Raw genomic sequence first — 16,296 nt, 5'->3', positions numbered from 1 at the left:
AGTCCTGCGACTCAGGGTTTTTCGTGATTAACACCCGCATACGCTTGGATGAGTGCAACGCGTAAAGGGTTGGTTTCTACGCTCAGCAGCTTGATGGCCAAGGCGCAGCAGACCACGATCAACATGGGTTTGATCAACCGTGGTCCGACCCGGACAGCGGCCCGTGCACCCAATTGAGCGCCGATGAAGGCCGCCAAAGCCATGGCTATGGCTATCGGCCAGATAATCACACCTTTAGTGATAAAGACCGACAGGGAACCGAGATTGCATGAGGCGTTGGCAAGTTTGGTAAAGCTCATGGCCCGCATCATGCCCAAGCCGCAGAGCAGTACAAATCCGACAATAAAGAAAGAGCCCACACCGGGGCCGAATATACCGTCGTAAAAACCCAGGATCGGCGCAACGCTAAACGAAAAAAACAGAACACCGATTCTCTTGCGTCGATCTTCATTGGCGAGCTTTGGAGAGAGCGCAAAATAGATGGCTACCAGAATCAGCATGATAGGCACGCAAACTTCCAGATAGCGCTTATCAATAGTGCTGACCAACAAGGCACCACTGGCGCCGCCAACAAATCCGCAGATAACCAGGAAACGGCCTTCGCGCCACTCGATCATTCCTTTGCGAGCAAAGGTTACCGTTGCCGAAACTGTTGCCGAAGCGGCCTGGAACTTGTTTGTGGCAATTGCACTGATCGGATCTACACCTGCCAGGAACAATGCAGGCAAGGTGATCAAACCGCCACCACCGGCAATCGCATCAAAAAAACCGGCGAAAAAAGCGACGAGCGCCAACATGCCAATTACATCCCAAGACATTGCATTCTCTCTTTATGGTTATTGGCCAGTAATCACATGACTGGTCGTTCAACAGCTGGTGATAAAAGAATCAGCCCTGCAGCACTAGCGGGTCGTCGGAAACAACGATGGGGCAAGAAAATTTTGAAAGTCCGAAAATACGAACCAAGACCCGTCTGTTGTCTTTGATGACATCGCGACAGTGCAGAGCCCGGATGTTATTGATGACCATGGCCGATTCCTGGTTCAGCGTGTACTCGACCGGAGTTGCTTCACCCACACCCTGGCAAAGGGCAGTGTAAGCCGCTTTCACAAAGGTCGAGGCGTTGTCATTGACCGAAAAACGATACGTGTTAAAGCGGGCTGCGAACCCTGCCTTGTCGTCGAACTCCAGAATCGAAACGTTGCGGCCATCTTCCCCTTTGCCACTGACAAAGGAGTCACTACGAGTGAACTGGAAGTTACCCGTGGTCAGTGCGAGGCAGTTGGTGACGCCAATTTTTTCGAGTATGGGAGGTAGTGGAATGACTCGCGTAGGCTCCAGGCTCGGGTTCCACAAGGCGGAAAGTATGAGCGACGATGGAGAGGGCGAGTGCCCGTCTTTCGCGTTCACGGCGCACCAGTAGGGCGCCTCTGTATGCGGGCCAAGCGCGAGGCCGGAATGGGAACTCAGTTCCTTGATGTCCGGCTCGGCAGGGATTCTGGTCAGTCCGCCGCCCTTGAAGTTGGCCACCAGTCGAACCAGTTTTCCTTCATTGTCCATGTCGTAGGCAAAGGCACTGTTACCCACCAGTTTCAACAAGATCTGATTACGGGCGGCCAGGCAAAGGACGTCGTATCGGTTTTCCAGGGATGTCTGGTCTGGTAGTGCATCTGGAGGGATGGCGTCTGAGATTTTTTGCAGCCCTTCAAAGATCAACGCGCAAACAAGGCCTTCGGAATAGGCATCCAGCAGTTCGCATTGGTCTTTCGAAAACAGGAACGTTAATTCGGTGGCTGCCAGAGAGGCTTTGGACCTGGCTCCTGGTGCTTGAGGCCCGCCGATGGCGGTCAGCTCTTTGGCCAACTTGTGCAGCAATGCTGACTGGCGGATATCAAAGCTGAAAGTCCTGATTTCTTGTTCAGTAAAAAACTCAGCAGTTTCGACGTCTGGTTGAATCACCTCAGTCATTGTCTATATCCCTGTTGTGTACCTGCTCCCGGTTATGCGGCAGCTCCTCCCCCGATTCTGCTCAATTTCATTTTCAGCGTATGTCATCCATTTCCGTTAGAGCATACGGAGTGTTCCGACAGACCCGAGAGACTGCCAGGAAGGACCGATAACCAATGTCTGAAGCTTTCGGGACTTAGCCTCGGCAACCATTACGGGTACTGGCTGGCGTGGTGACAGGAGGTGGGAATTGTTGTTTCGAGGGTGACGGGATCGGTGCTTCATCAAATCCAAGGCATAAAAAAACCCTGAATCTTGCGATTCAGGGTTTTCGGTATTTGGTGCCCAGAGACGGAATCGAACCGCCGACACGGGGATTTTCAATCCCCTGCTCTACCGACTGAGCTATCTGGGCAACGGGGCGCATTAAACGGGTTTTTCAGGGGGTCGTCAAGCAAGTTTTCAAAAAAATTTTAATTATTACCGTCGCTTACGTTCCGACCCCCGATAAATCGGGGTTATTCCGACGGCGGCACGTAGCCTTCGGCCTTGGCGTAATCCTCGCCGGAGAAGTACTTGTCCATCTCGCCCTGAAGATATTTGCGATCTTCGGCGTTCATCATGTTCAGGCGTTTTTCGTTGATCAGCAGGGTCTGGTGCTTTTGCCAATCTGCCCAGGCCTTGGCCGAGACGTGGTCAAAAATGTCCTGGCCTTTGGCGCCCGGGAACGGTGCGCGCTCCAGGGCAGGCAATTCTTCTTTGTACTTGCGGCACATGATGGTGCGGGTCATGACGACTCTCCTGCGTTCAATACGGCGGCCGCGCGTTCGAGCAAGGTTTTGACCGGGGCGGCAAGGCCCAGGCGCGGCGGGGTGGCGAGGTTATACCAGAGCCAGTCAGCCTCGGCCACGTGATGGCCGCTCTCCTGGACCTGAACCAGCCAGGGTTCGATGGATAACTGAAAATGGCTGAAGGTGTGCACCAGGCTTGGCAATGCCTGTTGTGTGCCCAGTTCCAGCGAGTGCTGCGATGCCAGGTGCGGCAGGTCATCGAGGTCGTCGAGTTCCGGCAGGCTCCACAAACCGCCCCACAGGCCCGTGGACGGGCGACGGTAAAGCAGGATCGCGCCTTCGGCGTTGGCGAGCATTGGCATCAGCGTGCGCTTCTGCGGGATGGCTTTGCGCGGCTTGGGGATCGGGTAGCGGGTTTCCAGACCGAGCATGTGCGCCTCGCAGCCCTTTTCCAGCGGGCACAGCAGGCAACTCGGTTTGCTGCGGGTGCAGAGCGTCGCCCCCAGGTCCATCATCGCTTGGGTGTAGGCGTTGACGCGGGTCTGCGGCGTAAAGCGCTCTGCGTTGGCCCAGAGCTGTTTGGCGACCTTCGGCTCGCCGGGGTAGCCCTCTTGCGCGGTAAAACGCGCCAGCACCCGTTTGACGTTGCCGTCGAGGATCGGTGCGCGCAGGCCCATGCTGATGCTGGCAATGGCGCCGGCGGTGGACAGGCCGATCCCCGGCAGATCAGTGAGTTTTTCTACGTCCCGGGGAAATTCGCCGCCGTACTGCTCGACGACGATCTTCGCGGTCTTCTGCAAATTGCGCGCGCGGGTGTAGTAACCAAGGCCCGTCCACAGGTGCAGCACTTCGTCTTCCGGCGCGCACGCCAGCGCCTGGACCGTCGGCAACGAGGCCATGAAGCGGTCGAAGTAGTTCAGCACGGTGCTGACCTGGGTCTGCTGCAACATGATTTCCGAGACCCACACCCGATACGGGTTGATGTCCTGCTGCCAGGGCAAATCATGACGGCCGTGGCGGTCGAACCAGTCCAGCACCGCCGTTGAAAACTGTTCGGCTCTCATCGCTTGAACATTTCCTTGAGCGCGTCTTTCAGTTTCGGGTCGACTTTGTCGCCCCATTTCTCCTCGATTTTCTCGCTGATCCTGTCGCCAGCCTGTTTGGCCGCGACCTGGCCCATGCGGTCGTTATCCAAACGGCAAGCCTTGGCGCCCAGCTCCAGCGGGCCGCGGCAGCGCAGCGGCCACTCGATGCCGACAAACTTGTCGCCCACCTGGCAAGCAGGGTCCGGCATGGCGCTGGTATCGCCTTCGACGATGATGCCGACGCGGTAGTCCATGCCCAACACTCGCAGATCGATGTCACCGTCACCGTTGACGGTCATGCCCGGGATGCGCACTTTCAGGTCCGGGTTGCTGGCCACGCCGTTACGCAAGGTCAGGTTGCCCTTGAGCTCCTGGAACGGTGTGTCCTTGCCCCGGGGCTCGCCGCTGAGGGTTTTGCGGTTGAGCGTGGCGATGCCTTTGCACAGCTGTTGCTCAAGGTTGGCGTTGAGCAGCACGCCATTGTTGATGATGAAACTGGCATTGCCGTTGAGGGTATCGATCAACGCTTTCTGGCTGTTGCCGCTGCCGGTCAGGCTGCTGTTGAGCGTGACCAGACCTTTGACGGGCGGGTTCTTGCCCTGGCTTTCGAGGATTTTTTCCGCCGGTACCCGGCTGATCTTCGTCTGCAGGTTCAGCGCCGGCACTGGCTGGCGCACATCGAGCGTGCCGGTGGTTTCGAAGTTGCCCTCGTACAGGTCGCCGCGCAGGTTGGCCAGTGTCAGCAGGCCACCCTGGCCGGTGGCCTTGAGCGCAGCGTTATGAATCGGCAATTTTTGCAGGGTCAACTGGCCGAAGGTCAGGTCGGCGTCCACATCGAGCTTGCTCAAGCGTTCCACGGGCAACAGGCGGTCGCTGCTCCAGGCGTCCTTGGTCGGCGCGGGTGGCAACGGAGTGCTGCCGGCGCCGGCCATGGCATCGGCTTCGGTGCTGGCGACTTCGGCCTGGCGCACTTGTGTCGCGCTATTGGCCTCGGCGGATTTCGGCGGCAGGTAGCGGTCGACGTTGAAGGTGTCGGCCTTGAGTGCTGCGCGCAGCGATTGCTTGGCGAAATCTTCGACGGCAATGCGGCCGCTGAAGGTGCTGTCGTCGACTTTCAGGTTGATGTTGTCGAGCGCCAGGCTGGTAGGTGTTGCTGCCAGACGGCTGACCAGTTCGACCTTGCTCAGGCTGCCTTCGGCCATGGCGGGGAGTTTCTGGCCGATGCTATCGACGAATTTCGCCAGGTCGAACTGGGCGATCGAGATGCCGCCACTGACTTGTGGGGTCTTGTCGAGGTCGTTGACCTTCAGTTCACCCAGTGCCCGCAGCTGGTTGGCGGAGATCTTGATGCCGGTCCACTCGGCGACATTGGCGGCCTTGTCCAGCACCAGCTGGCCCTGGGCGGAGAACGTCATGGTCTTGCCTTGCAGCGGGTCGCCGGTCACTTCACCGGACAATTTCATGTCTTCGAGCTGATAGCGCTGCAGCGCGCGTGCGATACGCACCTCACCATTGAGCTCGGTGCGCACTCGCAATGCCGGCTGGTTGGCGGACAGGAAAGCCGTGAGCTTGAGCGGAATGTTGACGGAGTCGTGAACCGCACCGGTGCTCAACTGAATACTTTCGGCGCTGAAGCTCTTGCCGGTTCGTTCGTCGGTGTACTCGACCCGTGCGTTGTTCACGGTCAGGCTGTCGATGTCCAGGCGGATCGGCTGAGGCGGTTTTTCCGCCGCGACGCTGGCTTCGGGCGCCGGTTCGCCAGCGGCTGGCGGGGTGCTGGTCGCGCCGGTGTTGGCCGGTACCGGCAGCTTGCCGACGTCTTCCCAATTGCCGTGGCCGTCCTTGTCACGGTTCAGGCGCAGGTTCAGGCCCTCGACACGTACGTCGCTCATCTGCACTTCACGGCGCAGCAGCGGCAGTACGCGTACCGACAGGCCTAGCATCTGCAAGTCGGCAAACGGTTCGGTCGGTTTGACCATGGTCGCGACACTGGCGTCGTGCAATTCCAGGCCCAGCCACGGGAACAGGCTCCAGCCGATATCGCCATTGAGCGTCAGCTCGATGTGGGCCTTGTCGCGGGCAATCTGGCGGATCTCGTCTTTGTAGTCGTTGGGATCGAAGAGGTGGGTCAGGGCAAAGCCCAGCGCCACAATGATCAGCAACAGCCCGAGAAGTACCAGACCCAGGATTTTGCCGAACGCTTTCATGGGCGAGTCCTTGTAATTAGTCGAATTCAAAATTTAGCCGAGGAGTATAGCGCCCCCGAACAGACGACCGGTCAGTGATCACGCCGGCAGCACATCCAGTGGCAGTTTCAGCTTGGCGGCCAGCGCCTGAGCCTCCAGATGCCCGGCAGGCGCCAGCAGGCGCAGGGGCATGCCCGATTGCGCGGCCATTTTCTGGGCTTCGGCAACCAGTCGCTCGGCAACACCACGGCGACGGGTAATTTTTCGCACACAAATTTGGGACAAGTGCCAGGCGTCTTGGTGCCTTTGCAAGCGGGCCGCGCCCAGCAGGCGATCGTTGAAGCGTCCGGCGATCAGTGTGCCGTCGCGCAAACAGTCTTCGATCAACTGCGCGGCCCCGGAAAAAGGGGCGAACAGCCAGTCCGGGGCGTCGCAGTAGATCTTTTGCAGATCCTGCCGATCCTGGGCAGTGGCTTGGTTCAGCGGCTCGACAATGATCGGCATGGTGATTCCTGTGAGGTCATGAAGCGATAGAGATCAGATGACGTACAAAAGGTGATGTCAGTTTGGTTTTTCTGTCACTTGCAAATGGTAACCTTTGCCCGTTCGTCCGTCCTTCTGCGACCTGTTGTCGCACAACATGGTGCTCTACAAAAAACGGTCATGCCTGCGTGCATAAAGGCCGGGAGTGAGCTGTGGCTGGCGAACCATACAAATAATTGGGGGATACACAATGACCACGAGCATCACGGCGGACGACTTCAGCACCGACCAGCCTGCGTTCCTGTCCAAGGAGCGGATCATCGCCAAGCCCGGTTTCAACCGTTGGCTGGTGCCACCGGCCGCGTTGGCCATCCACTTGTGCATCGGCATGGCCTACGGTTTTTCGGTGTTCTGGTTGCCGCTGTCCAAGGCGCTGGGCATCTCCGCTCCAGTGGCCTGCGCTCCGGACATGAGTTTTATCGCACAAGTCTTTTCGTCCCAGTGTGACTGGCCGATCTCGATGCTCGGCTGGATCTACACCCTGTTCTTCATCTTCCTGGGTTGCTCGGCCGCCATCTGGGGTGGCTGGCTGGAGCATGCCGGACCGCGCAAGGCCGGTGTCGTATCGGCACTGTGCTGGTGTGGCGGCCTGCTGATCTCGGCGCTGGGGGTGTATACCCACCAGATCTGGCTGATGTGGATCGGCTCCGGGGTCATTGGCGGTATCGGCCTGGGCCTGGGCTACATTTCGCCGGTGTCGACCCTGATCAAATGGTTCCCGGACAAGCGCGGAATGGCGACCGGCATGGCGATCATGGGCTTCGGCGGTGGCGCAATGGTCGGCGCCCCGCTGGCGGCGGCACTGATGGGGCATTTCGCCTCGCCAACCAGCGTCGGCGTCTGGCAGAGCTTCCTGGTGATGGCCGCGATCTACTTCGTGTTCATGATCGGTGGCGCACTGTCCTACCGCGTTCCGCCAACCGGCTGGAAACCAGAAGGCTGGACGGCCCCGGCGAAAAAAGCCTCGAACGCGATGATCACTCATCGTCATGTTCACGTGAATGTGGCCTGGAAGACGCCGCAGTTCCGTCTGGTGTGGCTGGTGCTGTGCCTGAACGTATCGGCTGGTATCGGCATCCTCGGCATGGCGTCGCCGCTGTTGCAGGAAGTGTTCGCTGGCAAGTTGCTGGGCAATGACCTGGCGTTCGGCCAACTCGATGCTTCGCAACTGGCTTCGATCGCCGCCATCGCTGCCGGCTTCACCGGTTTGCTCAGCCTGTTCAACATCGGCGGGCGCTTCTTCTGGGCTTCGTTCTCGGATTACCTGGGCCGCAAAAACACTTACTTCGTGTTCTTCGCCCTGGGCTTTGCCCTGTACGGACTGATTCCGAACCTGGGTCACCTGGGCAGCATCGCGCTGTTCGTAGCGGCGTTCTGCATCATCCTGTCGATGTATGGCGGTGGCTTCGCGACTGTTCCAGCGTATCTGGCGGACCTGTTCGGTACGCAAATGGTCGGTGCGATTCACGGTCGTCTGCTGACGGCGTGGGCTGCTGCCGGTGTGCTCGGTCCGGTGCTGGTGAATTATCTGCGTGAATATCAACTGAGCATCGGCGTCGAGCGTGCGGCGGCTTACGACATCACCCTGTACATCCTCGCCGGCCTGCTGGTGCTGGGTTTCCTGTGCAACCTGCTGGTGCGTCCGGTGGCGGACAAGTACTTCATGACCGACGCCGAACTGGCCGCCGAACAGGCGTTGGGCCATGACAAAGGCGCCGACAGCAGCACCGTGCTGGAGTGGAAAGCCGCGCCGGGCACCAAGCCGCTGGCGGTTGCGGCGTGGCTGGTGGTGGGCATTCCGCTGGCGTGGGGTGTTTGGGTGACCTTGCAGAAGACGGCGGTGCTGTTTCACTAAGTAAAACGCATCACCCTTGTGGGAGCGGGCTTGCTCGCGAAGGCGCAGTGCCAGTCGACTTAAAGTTGCCTGAAACACCGCCTTCGCGAGCAAGCCCGCTCCCACATTTTGTTTTGTGGTGTGCCAAATGGCTTGTATGGACATGTCTATCGTCGGCACCCCCGAATTCACTCCGTCAGGGATATCACCTCTCGTGTTTCTGTTTCGGCCCCGCACGCCTATAATGGCTGCCTTTTTCGCCCAATGATTTTGCGGAGCTGGTGATGGCCGAACGTAAGGCGTCTGTCGAGCGCGACACTCTGGAAACCCAGATCAAAGCCTCGATCAACCTCGATGGCACCGGAAAGGCCCGATTCGATATCGGTGTTCCTTTTCTTGAGCACATGCTGGACCAGATCGCCCGTCACGGGCTGATCGACCTGGATATTGTCAGCAAGGGCGACCTGCATATCGATGACCACCACACGGTGGAAGACGTCGGTATCACCCTCGGCCAGGCGTTTGCCAAAGCCATCGGCGACAAAAAAGGCATCCGTCGCTACGGCCACGCCTACGTGCCGCTCGATGAAGCGCTGTCGCGGGTTGTGATCGACTTCTCCGGCCGTCCAGGCCTGCAGATGCATGTTCCGTACACCCGTGCCACCGTCGGCGGCTTCGACGTTGACCTGTTCCAGGAATTCTTCCAGGGCTTCGTCAACCATGCATTGGTCAGCCTGCACATCGACAACCTGCGTGGCACCAACACCCACCACCAGATCGAAACCGTGTTCAAGGCTTTCGGCCGCGCACTGCGCATGGCCGTCGAGCTCGATGACCGCATGGCCGGGCAAATGCCATCGACCAAGGGCGTCCTGTAATGCAGACAGTCGCGGTTATCGATTACGGCATGGGCAACCTGCACTCGGTGGCCAAGGCCCTCGAGCACGTCGGTGCCGGCAAGGTGCTGATCACCAGTGATGCCAATGTGATTCGCGAGGCCGACCGGGTGGTTTTCCCCGGCGTTGGCGCGATTCGCGATTGCATGGCGGAGATCCGTCGCCTCGGCTTCGATTCGCTGGTGCGTGAAGTCAGCCAGGACCGGCCGTTCCTTGGCATCTGCGTGGGTATGCAAGCCTTGCTCGACACCAGCGAAGAGAACGACGGTGTCGACTGCATCGGCCTGTTCCCGGGCGCTGTGAAGTTCTTCGGCAAAGACCTGCATGAAGACGGCGAACACCTGAAAGTCCCGCACATGGGCTGGAACGAAGTGAAGCAGAAGGTCAGTCACCCGCTGTGGCACGACATTCCGGACCTGGCGCGGTTCTACTTCGTGCACAGCTACTACATCGCTGCCGCCAACGCGCGGCAGGTGGTGGGTGGCGGTCACTACGGTGTCGATTTCGCCGCAGCGCTGGCCGAAGGCTCGCGTTTCGCCGTGCAGTTCCACCCGGAGAAAAGCCATACCCATGGCCTGCAGTTGCTGCAGAACTTCGCCGCGTGGGACGGTCGCTGGTAAATGGCCGTCAAGAAGAAGCCGCCGATTCTGACCCTCACTCCCGAACAGGAGAGCGAGGCCAATCGCAAGATCAAGCGTTTCATGGAAGACCGCTTTGAGCTCGACCTCGGCTCGTTCGAGGCGGCGGAGATTCTTGAGCTGTTTACCCGTGAAATTGCTCCGCACTATTACAACAGGGCGATTTTCGATGTGCAGGCGCACCTCAAAGAGAGGTTCGAAAGCATCGAAAGCGACCTGTGGGCGCTCGAGAAAAACTGATTTCCGAGCCAAGCTGAACATTCGAATTTGAAGGTTTGCCAGATGCTGATTATTCCCGCTATCGATCTTAAAGACGGTGCCTGTGTCCGTCTGCGCCAGGGCCGCATGGAAGATTCCACAGTGTTCTCCGATGACCCGGTGAGCATGGCTGCCAAGTGGGTGGAGGGCGGTTGCCGTCGTCTGCATCTGGTCGACCTGAACGGCGCCTTCGAAGGCCAGCCGGTCAACGGCGAAGTGGTCACTGCCATCGCCAAGCGTTATCCGAACCTGCCGATCCAGATCGGCGGCGGTATCCGCTCCCTGGAAACCATCGAACACTACGTGAAAGCGGGCGTTAGCTACGTGATCATTGGTACCAAGGCCGTGAAAGATCCGGCCTTTGTTGCAGAAGCCTGCCGCGCGTTCCCGGGCAAAATCATCGTGGGTCTGGATGCCAAAGACGGTTTTGTCGCCACTGACGGCTGGGCTGAAATCAGCACCATCCAGGTGATCGACCTGGCCAAGCAGTTTGAAGCCGACGGCGTGTCTTCGATCGTTTATACCGACATCGCCAAAGACGGCATGATGCAGGGCTGCAACGTACCGTTCACCGCGGCACTGGCTGCTGCAACAAATATCCCGGTGATCGCTTCCGGCGGCATCCACAACCTGGGTGACATCAAGACCCTGCTCGACGCCAAGGCGCCAGGCATCATCGGTGCGATCACAGGCCGTGCGATCTACGAAGGCACCCTCGATGTCGCTGAAGCGCAAGCTTTCTGCGATTCATACAAAGGCTGAGGACTGATCATGGCGCTGGCCAAACGCATCATCCCTTGCCTGGACGTGGACAACGGCCGGGTGGTCAAGGGTGTGAAATTCGAAAACATCCGCGACGCCGGTGACCCGGTGGAAATTGCTCGACGCTACGACGAGCAGGGCGCCGACGAGATTACCTTTCTCGACATCACCGCCAGCGTCGATGGCCGCGACACCACGCTGCACACCGTCGAGCGCATGGCCAGCCAGGTGTTCATCCCGCTGACCGTGGGCGGCGGCGTGCGCACCGTGCAGGACATCCGCAACCTGCTCAATGCCGGCGCGGACAAGGTCTCGATAAACACCGCCGCGGTGTTCAACCCGGAATTTGTCGGCGAAGCCGCGCAGCATTTCGGTTCGCAATGCATCGTGGTGGCTATCGACGCGAAGAAGGTTTCCGGACCGGGCGAAACCCCGCGCTGGGAAATCTTCACCCATGGCGGTCGCAAACCAACCGGTCTCGACGCCGTTGAGTGGGCGAAGAAAATGGAAGGCCTGGGCGCCGGCGAAATCCTGCTGACCAGCATGGATCAGGACGGCATGAAAAACGGCTTTGACCTGGGCGTCACCCGCGCCATCAGTGATGCACTGGGCATTCCGGTGATCGCCTCCGGCGGTGTCGGTAACCTGCAACACCTGGCCGACGGCATTATCGAAGGCCACGCCAGCGCGGTACTGGCGGCGAGTATTTTCCACTTCGGCGAATACACCGTGCAGGAAGCCAAGGCCTATATGGCCCATCGCGGAATCGTGATGCGTTAAACAAACCGGTACAGGCCAGTGGACACCATGGCGTACCCAAGGCACTCTTGGGAACGCCATGGATTTCGGTAGCCAGACATGCTTAAACGCTTTCTTCTCGTCCTTGCCAGCGCTTCTCTGTTGTTGATCAATGGAGCAAACGCTAAAGACAGTCCCGATACCGACCTGGTGTTGCTGACGGAAAACTTCCCGCCGTACAACATGGCGAAGAACGGCAAGAACTTCGCTCAGGACGAGAACATCGATGGCATCGCCACCGATATCGTCCGCGAGATATTCAAGCGCGCCGACATCACCTACAGCCTGACGCTACGTTTCCCTTGGGAGCGAATCTACAAACTCACCCTGGAAAAACCCGGTTACGGCGTATTCGTCATGGCGCGCCTGCCCGATCGCGAAAAACTCTTCAAATGGGTCGGCCCGATTGGCCCGGACGACTGGATCATGCTGGCCAAGGCTGACAGCAAGATCACCCTCGAAACCTTGAATGACGCGCGCAAATACAAGATCGGCGCCTACAAGGGCGACGCCATTGCCGAGACGCTGGCCAAGCAGGGACTCAATCCGATTGTTGTACTGCGCGACCAGGACAACGCGAAAAAACTGGTCAACGGGCAGATCGACTTGTGGGCCACTGGTGACCCGGCCGGGCGCTATCTGGCGCGCCTGGAAGGGGTTAACGGGTTGAAAACCGTATTGCGTTTCAACAGTGCCGAACTGTACCTGGCACTGAACAAGGACGTGCCGGACGAAACGGTTGCAAAGCTCCAGGCGGCGCTGGATCAGATGCGCAAGGAAGGTCGGGTGGACGAGATAATGGCGCAGTATCTGTAGCGATCCTGCACATACCAATGTGGGAGCGGGCTTGCTCGCGAAAGCGGTGTACCAGGGAGCAATGATGTTGACTGACACGACGCCTTCGCGAGCAAGCCCGCTCCCACATTTTTGTTCTGCGGTGCGCAGGCTTAGCGGTACACCCCATCCTTGCCATGCGCCGCCGTCGCCCGGTTTCCGCGCACGCTGATCATCTGCCGGATATCAATCCACTCGATCCCCTGAGCCTTGAGCTTGGGCAGTTCGCGTTCCAGTACCGCCAGCGTCTGTGGATACGGATGCCCGATCATCACCGCCGAACCCTGCTTGTGCGCGAGGCTGATCGCGGTCTGCAACTGGGTCAAAATCGCTGCTTCGGTACGCTCATCGTCGAGAAATACATCCCGTGAAACGCTCGCCAAACCGATCTTCTGCGCTTGGGCAGCGGCTACGGTCTGGGCGCTGGTGCGGCTGTCGACGAAGAACTTGTGCCGTCGCTGCAAGGCCGCCATCAGCCAGGCCATGGCCGTTGGTTGTGCGGTCATGCGGCTACCCATGTGGTTGTTGATGCCGCTGGTGTACGGGACCATTTTGAACGCGGCGTTCAGGCGTTTTTCCAGCTCATCGACGGGCAGTTCGGGATGCCAGGCGAACGGTCCGGTGGCCGGATCCATGGGCATGTGCAGAATGACGATCTTGCCGGCGCGATGGGCTTCGCGGGCGAATTCGGTGGCGTGGGGTGTATCGGGCATGATCGCCGCAGTCACCGGGCCGGGCAGGGCCAGCACGCGGCGATCCCGGGGCAGGTTCTGCCCCAGGTCATCGATGATCAGGCTCAGGTAGGCTTTGTGGGACGTCGATCCGGTGGGTTCTGCATGAGCAACACCCGCCAGACAACACAGCAGACCGATCAGCAACCGCAGAAACATCTCAACGGCCGGACGTGATGCTCAGCCCTTTGAGCAGGCTCAGGGCCTGGGCCAGTTGGTAATCATCGTCCTGCGGCATCGGCTTGGCTTTGCCGCTGGAACCGGTCGGTTTGTCGACACCGCCGTTGCCGTTGCCCAGGTGACCCTGCAAGTCCGCTTCCTTGAAGTAATCGCTGTCCTGCTCGCTGGTGATCTTGGCCTTGCGCACTTCGATGTCCGGGACGATGCCCTGGGCCTGGATGGAGCGGCCGTTCGGCGTGTAATACAACGCTGTGGTGATCTTTAATGCGCGTTCATTGTTCAGCGGCAGCACGGTTTGCACCGAGCCCTTGCCGAAACTGGTGGTGCCCATCAGCACGGCGCGTTTCTGGTCCTGCAGGGCGCCGGCGACAATTTCCGAAGCCGAGGCGCTGCCGCCGTTGATCAACACGACCATTGGCACGGCTTCGCTTTCGTCCTTGCCGGTGGCAGAGAAACGCAGCTCGGAGTTGGCGATACGGCCCTTGGTGTAAACGATCAGGCCCTTGGTGATGAAGTGGTCGACCACTTCCACCGCCGCCTGCAACACCCCGCCCGGGTTGTTGCGCAGGTCGAGAATGATGCCCTTGAGCTTCTTGCCGTTGTCTTTGCGCAGCTTGGCCAGGGCCTTGGAAACCTCTTCACCGGTCTTGACCTGGAACTGGGTGATGCGGATGTAGCCGTAGCCCGATTCCAGCAACTGGCTCTTCACGCTCTTGACCTGGATGACGGCGCGGGTCAGGGTCACGTCGAACGGCGTGCCGCCATCGCGCACCAGAGTCAGGGTGATTTTCTGGCCGATCTTGCCGCGCATCTTGTCCACGGCTTCGGTCATGCTCTGGCCGCGAGTCGGCTGGCCGTCGATCTTGACGATGAAGTCGCCGGCCTGAATACCGGCCTTGGAGGCCGGAGTGTCGTCAATCGGCGACACCACCTTGATGAAGCCGTCTTCGGCGCCGACTTCAATGCCCAGGCCGCCGAATTCACCGCTGGTGCTTTCCTGCAGCTCGGCGAAATCTTCAGGGCCCAGGTAGGCGGAATGCGGATCGAGGTTGCTGAGCATGCCCTTGATGGCGTTTTCCAGCAGGGTCTTGTCGTCCACCGGTTCGACATAAGCGGCCTTGATCCGGTCCATCACCTCGGCAAAGGTGCGCAACTCATCCAGCGGCAGCGGCGCCTTGGTGGTCGCGGCAGTGCCCGCAGGCGCAACCACCGGCGCTGGTTGAGCGGCAAACGCCAGAGGCGCGCCGATCACCAGGGCGATCGTCAGGGCCAGCGAGGTAAGGCGGGACAAATGCAGCATGTCGAACGAACTCCTAATGTAGGTGACTCTACGCCTATCCTTGCGCGTGGCACCATTGCGCAGGGTCACTCGGGTGACCCTGCTGACGAATTGCGAAATACAGCGCTGGTGTGTCCTGCCCGCCACTGCTACCGACAGTGGAAATAGGCTCACCGGCTTTTACAACGTCACCGGCAGACTTGAGCAGCGTCTGGTTGTGACCGTACAGACTCAAATAACCATTGCCGTGGTCGAGGATCACCAGCAGCCCGGCGCCGCGCAACCAGTCGGCGAACACCACGCGACCACCGTGTACGGCACGCACCGCACTGCCGGCAGACGCGCCGATCATCACGCCATCCCACTTGGTCCGGGCATCGTCGCCTCGGCTTTCACCGTAGCGCGCCAGCAGTCGACCATCGACAGGCCAGGGAAGTTTGCCGCGGGTTGACGCAAACGGACCGCCAAAGGTTTCGCCGGAACTGGAAACCAGTGCGCCAGGTGTCGATCTGACCGGTTTGCGTGGGGCATCGTCGCTGGCATCTGCCTGCGCCTGGGCCTCACGTAAACGCTTTTTTTCGGCTTCCTGCTGGGCAATCAGCGCTTTTTGTCGCGCTTCTTCTGCCTCACGGGCCTGGCGTGCCAGAGTTTCTTCAATGGTTTTAAGGACTTTAGACAGGTCTGCCTGATCCTGCTCGCGCGCCGCCAGTTTCTGATCCCGGGCCTTTACGTCGTCATTGAGCTTGGCCAGGACTTGCTGGCGCTCCTTGCGGACTTTCTCGAGCTCATCACGCTGGGTGTCGAGGCTGCTTTGCTGCACCAGCAGTTGCGCCTGCTGCATGGCGATGTCTTTCTCGACATTGGACAGTTGGCGCAGGGTTTCGTTGAAATTCTTCAACTGCTCCAGGCGAGCCTGGCTCAGGTAGTCGTAATAGGTGAGGGTACGGGCAAATCTTTCAGGATTCTGCTGGTTGAGCAGCAGCTTGAGGTATTCCTGGCGACCGTTCTGGTAGGCCGCCCGGGCCTGAATGGCGATCAGTCGTTGCTGTTCAATGCGCGCGCTCTGGAGTTTTTTTTTCTCTGCATCGAGTCGCTGTAGCTCGGCTTCGCTTTTCTTCAGCTCTTTTTGCAGGGCTTCGACCTGCTTCTCGAGCTTGCCCATTTCGGTTTCGGTGCCCTTGAGCTCTTTCTGCACACCGGACTTTTCTTCCTGCAGCTTGCCCAGCAGCTTCTTCAGCTCGGCAATGTCCTGACGCGTGGCGTCCAACTGTTGTTGGGTATCTGCGCGCTCGTCAGCAAAGGCCGGTTGGAGCAGGCATGTCAGGGCTAGGGCTATCAGGACGCGAAGCATAGGGGCGGGCGGCACCAGGGAAAGGGACGGCCTAGTATGCCCGCCATGGGCAGCAAAAAAAATGCCCAATTGGGACTGTGTGATAACTGGCCCGGAAAACACCGCAAAACCAATGTGGGAGCGGGCTTGCTCGCGAAAGCGGTGTGTCAGGCGACGTTGATGTCGACTGAAACACCGCTTTCG

General features: G+C 59.4%; 16 protein-coding genes and 1 tRNA gene. 7 read left to right on the top strand and 10 right to left on the bottom strand.

Annotated features, from left to right (window positions below; genetic code table 11):
• Positions 1 to 11 precede the first annotated feature (11 nt).
• From KGA98_RS12755 to KGA98_RS12725, 7 genes are all read right to left on the bottom strand, one after another.
• Positions 12 to 818 carry a TSUP family transporter gene (locus KGA98_RS12755; protein WP_102670733.1) on the bottom strand — a complete coding sequence of 269 codons (807 nt, stop codon included), beginning with the start codon at positions 816 to 818 and terminating at the stop codon, positions 12 to 14.
• Positions 819 to 888: 70 nt separating this feature from the next.
• Positions 889 to 1,968: a hypothetical protein gene (locus KGA98_RS12750; protein ID WP_223502464.1), complete on the bottom strand. Its 1,080-nt coding sequence runs from the start codon at positions 1,966 to 1,968 to the stop codon at positions 889 to 891.
• 318 nt (positions 1,969 to 2,286) lie between these two features.
• Positions 2,287 to 2,362, bottom strand: a tRNA-Phe gene (locus tag KGA98_RS12745).
• A 103-nt stretch (positions 2,363 to 2,465) separates the two neighbouring features.
• Positions 2,466 to 2,738 carry an oxidative damage protection protein gene (locus KGA98_RS12740; protein WP_057397205.1) on the bottom strand — a complete coding sequence of 91 codons (273 nt, stop codon included), beginning with the start codon at positions 2,736 to 2,738 and terminating at the stop codon, positions 2,466 to 2,468.
• On the bottom strand, positions 2,735 to 3,802 hold the full coding sequence (gene mutY, locus KGA98_RS12735) for an A/G-specific adenine glycosylase (RefSeq protein ID WP_057712416.1): 1,068 nt from the start codon (positions 3,800 to 3,802) through the stop codon (positions 2,735 to 2,737). Before mutY ends, KGA98_RS12740 begins: the two co-directional genes overlap by 4 nt.
• Positions 3,799 to 6,030, bottom strand: coding sequence for an AsmA family protein (locus tag KGA98_RS12730; RefSeq protein WP_223502463.1), 2,232 nt, complete (start codon positions 6,028 to 6,030; stop codon positions 3,799 to 3,801). The genes mutY and KGA98_RS12730 overlap by 4 nt, the downstream gene beginning before the upstream one ends.
• A gap of 78 nt (positions 6,031 to 6,108) precedes the next feature.
• Entirely contained in the window at positions 6,109 to 6,513 is a 405-nt protein-coding gene (locus KGA98_RS12725; RefSeq protein WP_057712414.1) for an acetyl-CoA sensor PanZ family protein, read from the bottom strand.
• A 229-nt stretch (positions 6,514 to 6,742) separates the two neighbouring features.
• On the opposite strand from KGA98_RS12725, the gene KGA98_RS12720 reads away from it, so the two are divergent.
• From KGA98_RS12720 to KGA98_RS12690, 7 genes are all read left to right on the top strand, one after another.
• Positions 6,743 to 8,407 (top strand): OFA family MFS transporter, encoded by a 1,665-nt coding sequence (locus tag KGA98_RS12720; protein ID WP_223502462.1) that lies wholly within the window; start codon positions 6,743 to 6,745, stop codon positions 8,405 to 8,407.
• A 263-nt stretch (positions 8,408 to 8,670) separates the two neighbouring features.
• Positions 8,671 to 9,264: an imidazoleglycerol-phosphate dehydratase HisB gene (gene hisB / locus KGA98_RS12715; RefSeq protein WP_003218037.1), complete on the top strand. Its 594-nt coding sequence runs from the start codon at positions 8,671 to 8,673 to the stop codon at positions 9,262 to 9,264.
• Positions 9,264 to 9,902: an imidazole glycerol phosphate synthase subunit HisH gene (hisH, locus tag KGA98_RS12710; protein WP_057712412.1), complete on the top strand. Its 639-nt coding sequence runs from the start codon at positions 9,264 to 9,266 to the stop codon at positions 9,900 to 9,902. The genes hisB and hisH overlap by 1 nt, the downstream gene beginning before the upstream one ends.
• A complete protein-coding gene (locus KGA98_RS12705; protein ID WP_007989200.1) occupies positions 9,903 to 10,160 on the top strand; it encodes a DUF2164 domain-containing protein in 258 nt (85 codons plus the stop codon). It abuts the gene before it with no gap.
• Between the two features lie 42 nt (positions 10,161 to 10,202).
• On the top strand, positions 10,203 to 10,940 hold the full coding sequence (hisA, locus tag KGA98_RS12700; protein ID WP_223502461.1) for a 1-(5-phosphoribosyl)-5-[(5-phosphoribosylamino)methylideneamino]imidazole-4-carboxamide isomerase: 738 nt from the start codon (positions 10,203 to 10,205) through the stop codon (positions 10,938 to 10,940).
• Positions 10,941 to 10,949: 9 nt separating this feature from the next.
• Positions 10,950 to 11,720: an imidazole glycerol phosphate synthase subunit HisF gene (hisF, locus tag KGA98_RS12695; RefSeq protein ID WP_007972752.1), complete on the top strand. Its 771-nt coding sequence runs from the start codon at positions 10,950 to 10,952 to the stop codon at positions 11,718 to 11,720.
• Positions 11,721 to 11,798: 78 nt separating this feature from the next.
• Entirely contained in the window at positions 11,799 to 12,554 is a 756-nt protein-coding gene (locus tag KGA98_RS12690; RefSeq protein WP_223502460.1) for a substrate-binding periplasmic protein, read from the top strand.
• Between the two features lie 131 nt (positions 12,555 to 12,685).
• Here the strand turns inward: KGA98_RS12690 and KGA98_RS12685 are convergent, their stop codons facing one another.
• Genes KGA98_RS12685 through KGA98_RS12675 form a run of 3 tightly spaced genes read right to left on the bottom strand, consistent with a single transcriptional unit; the run spans position 12,686 to position 16,113 of the window.
• Complete coding sequence (locus tag KGA98_RS12685; protein WP_223502459.1) at positions 12,686 to 13,462, bottom strand: divergent polysaccharide deacetylase family protein; 777 nt, start codon at positions 13,460 to 13,462, stop codon at positions 12,686 to 12,688.
• A gap of 1 nt (position 13,463) precedes the next feature.
• Entirely contained in the window at positions 13,464 to 14,783 is a 1,320-nt protein-coding gene (locus KGA98_RS12680) for a S41 family peptidase (protein WP_057712409.1), read from the bottom strand.
• A 34-nt stretch (positions 14,784 to 14,817) separates the two neighbouring features.
• Positions 14,818 to 16,113 carry a murein hydrolase activator EnvC family protein gene (locus KGA98_RS12675; RefSeq protein WP_057712408.1) on the bottom strand — a complete coding sequence of 432 codons (1,296 nt, stop codon included), beginning with the start codon at positions 16,111 to 16,113 and terminating at the stop codon, positions 14,818 to 14,820.
• Positions 16,114 to 16,296: the final 183 nt, after the last annotated feature.

Source organism: Pseudomonas sp. BF-R-24 (assembly GCF_019947335.1).
Classification (GTDB): domain Bacteria; phylum Pseudomonadota; class Gammaproteobacteria; order Pseudomonadales; family Pseudomonadaceae; genus Aquipseudomonas; species Aquipseudomonas jessenii.
Note: the sequence above shows the minus strand (reverse complement) of the source record. Positions and strands in the feature narration are given on the sequence as shown.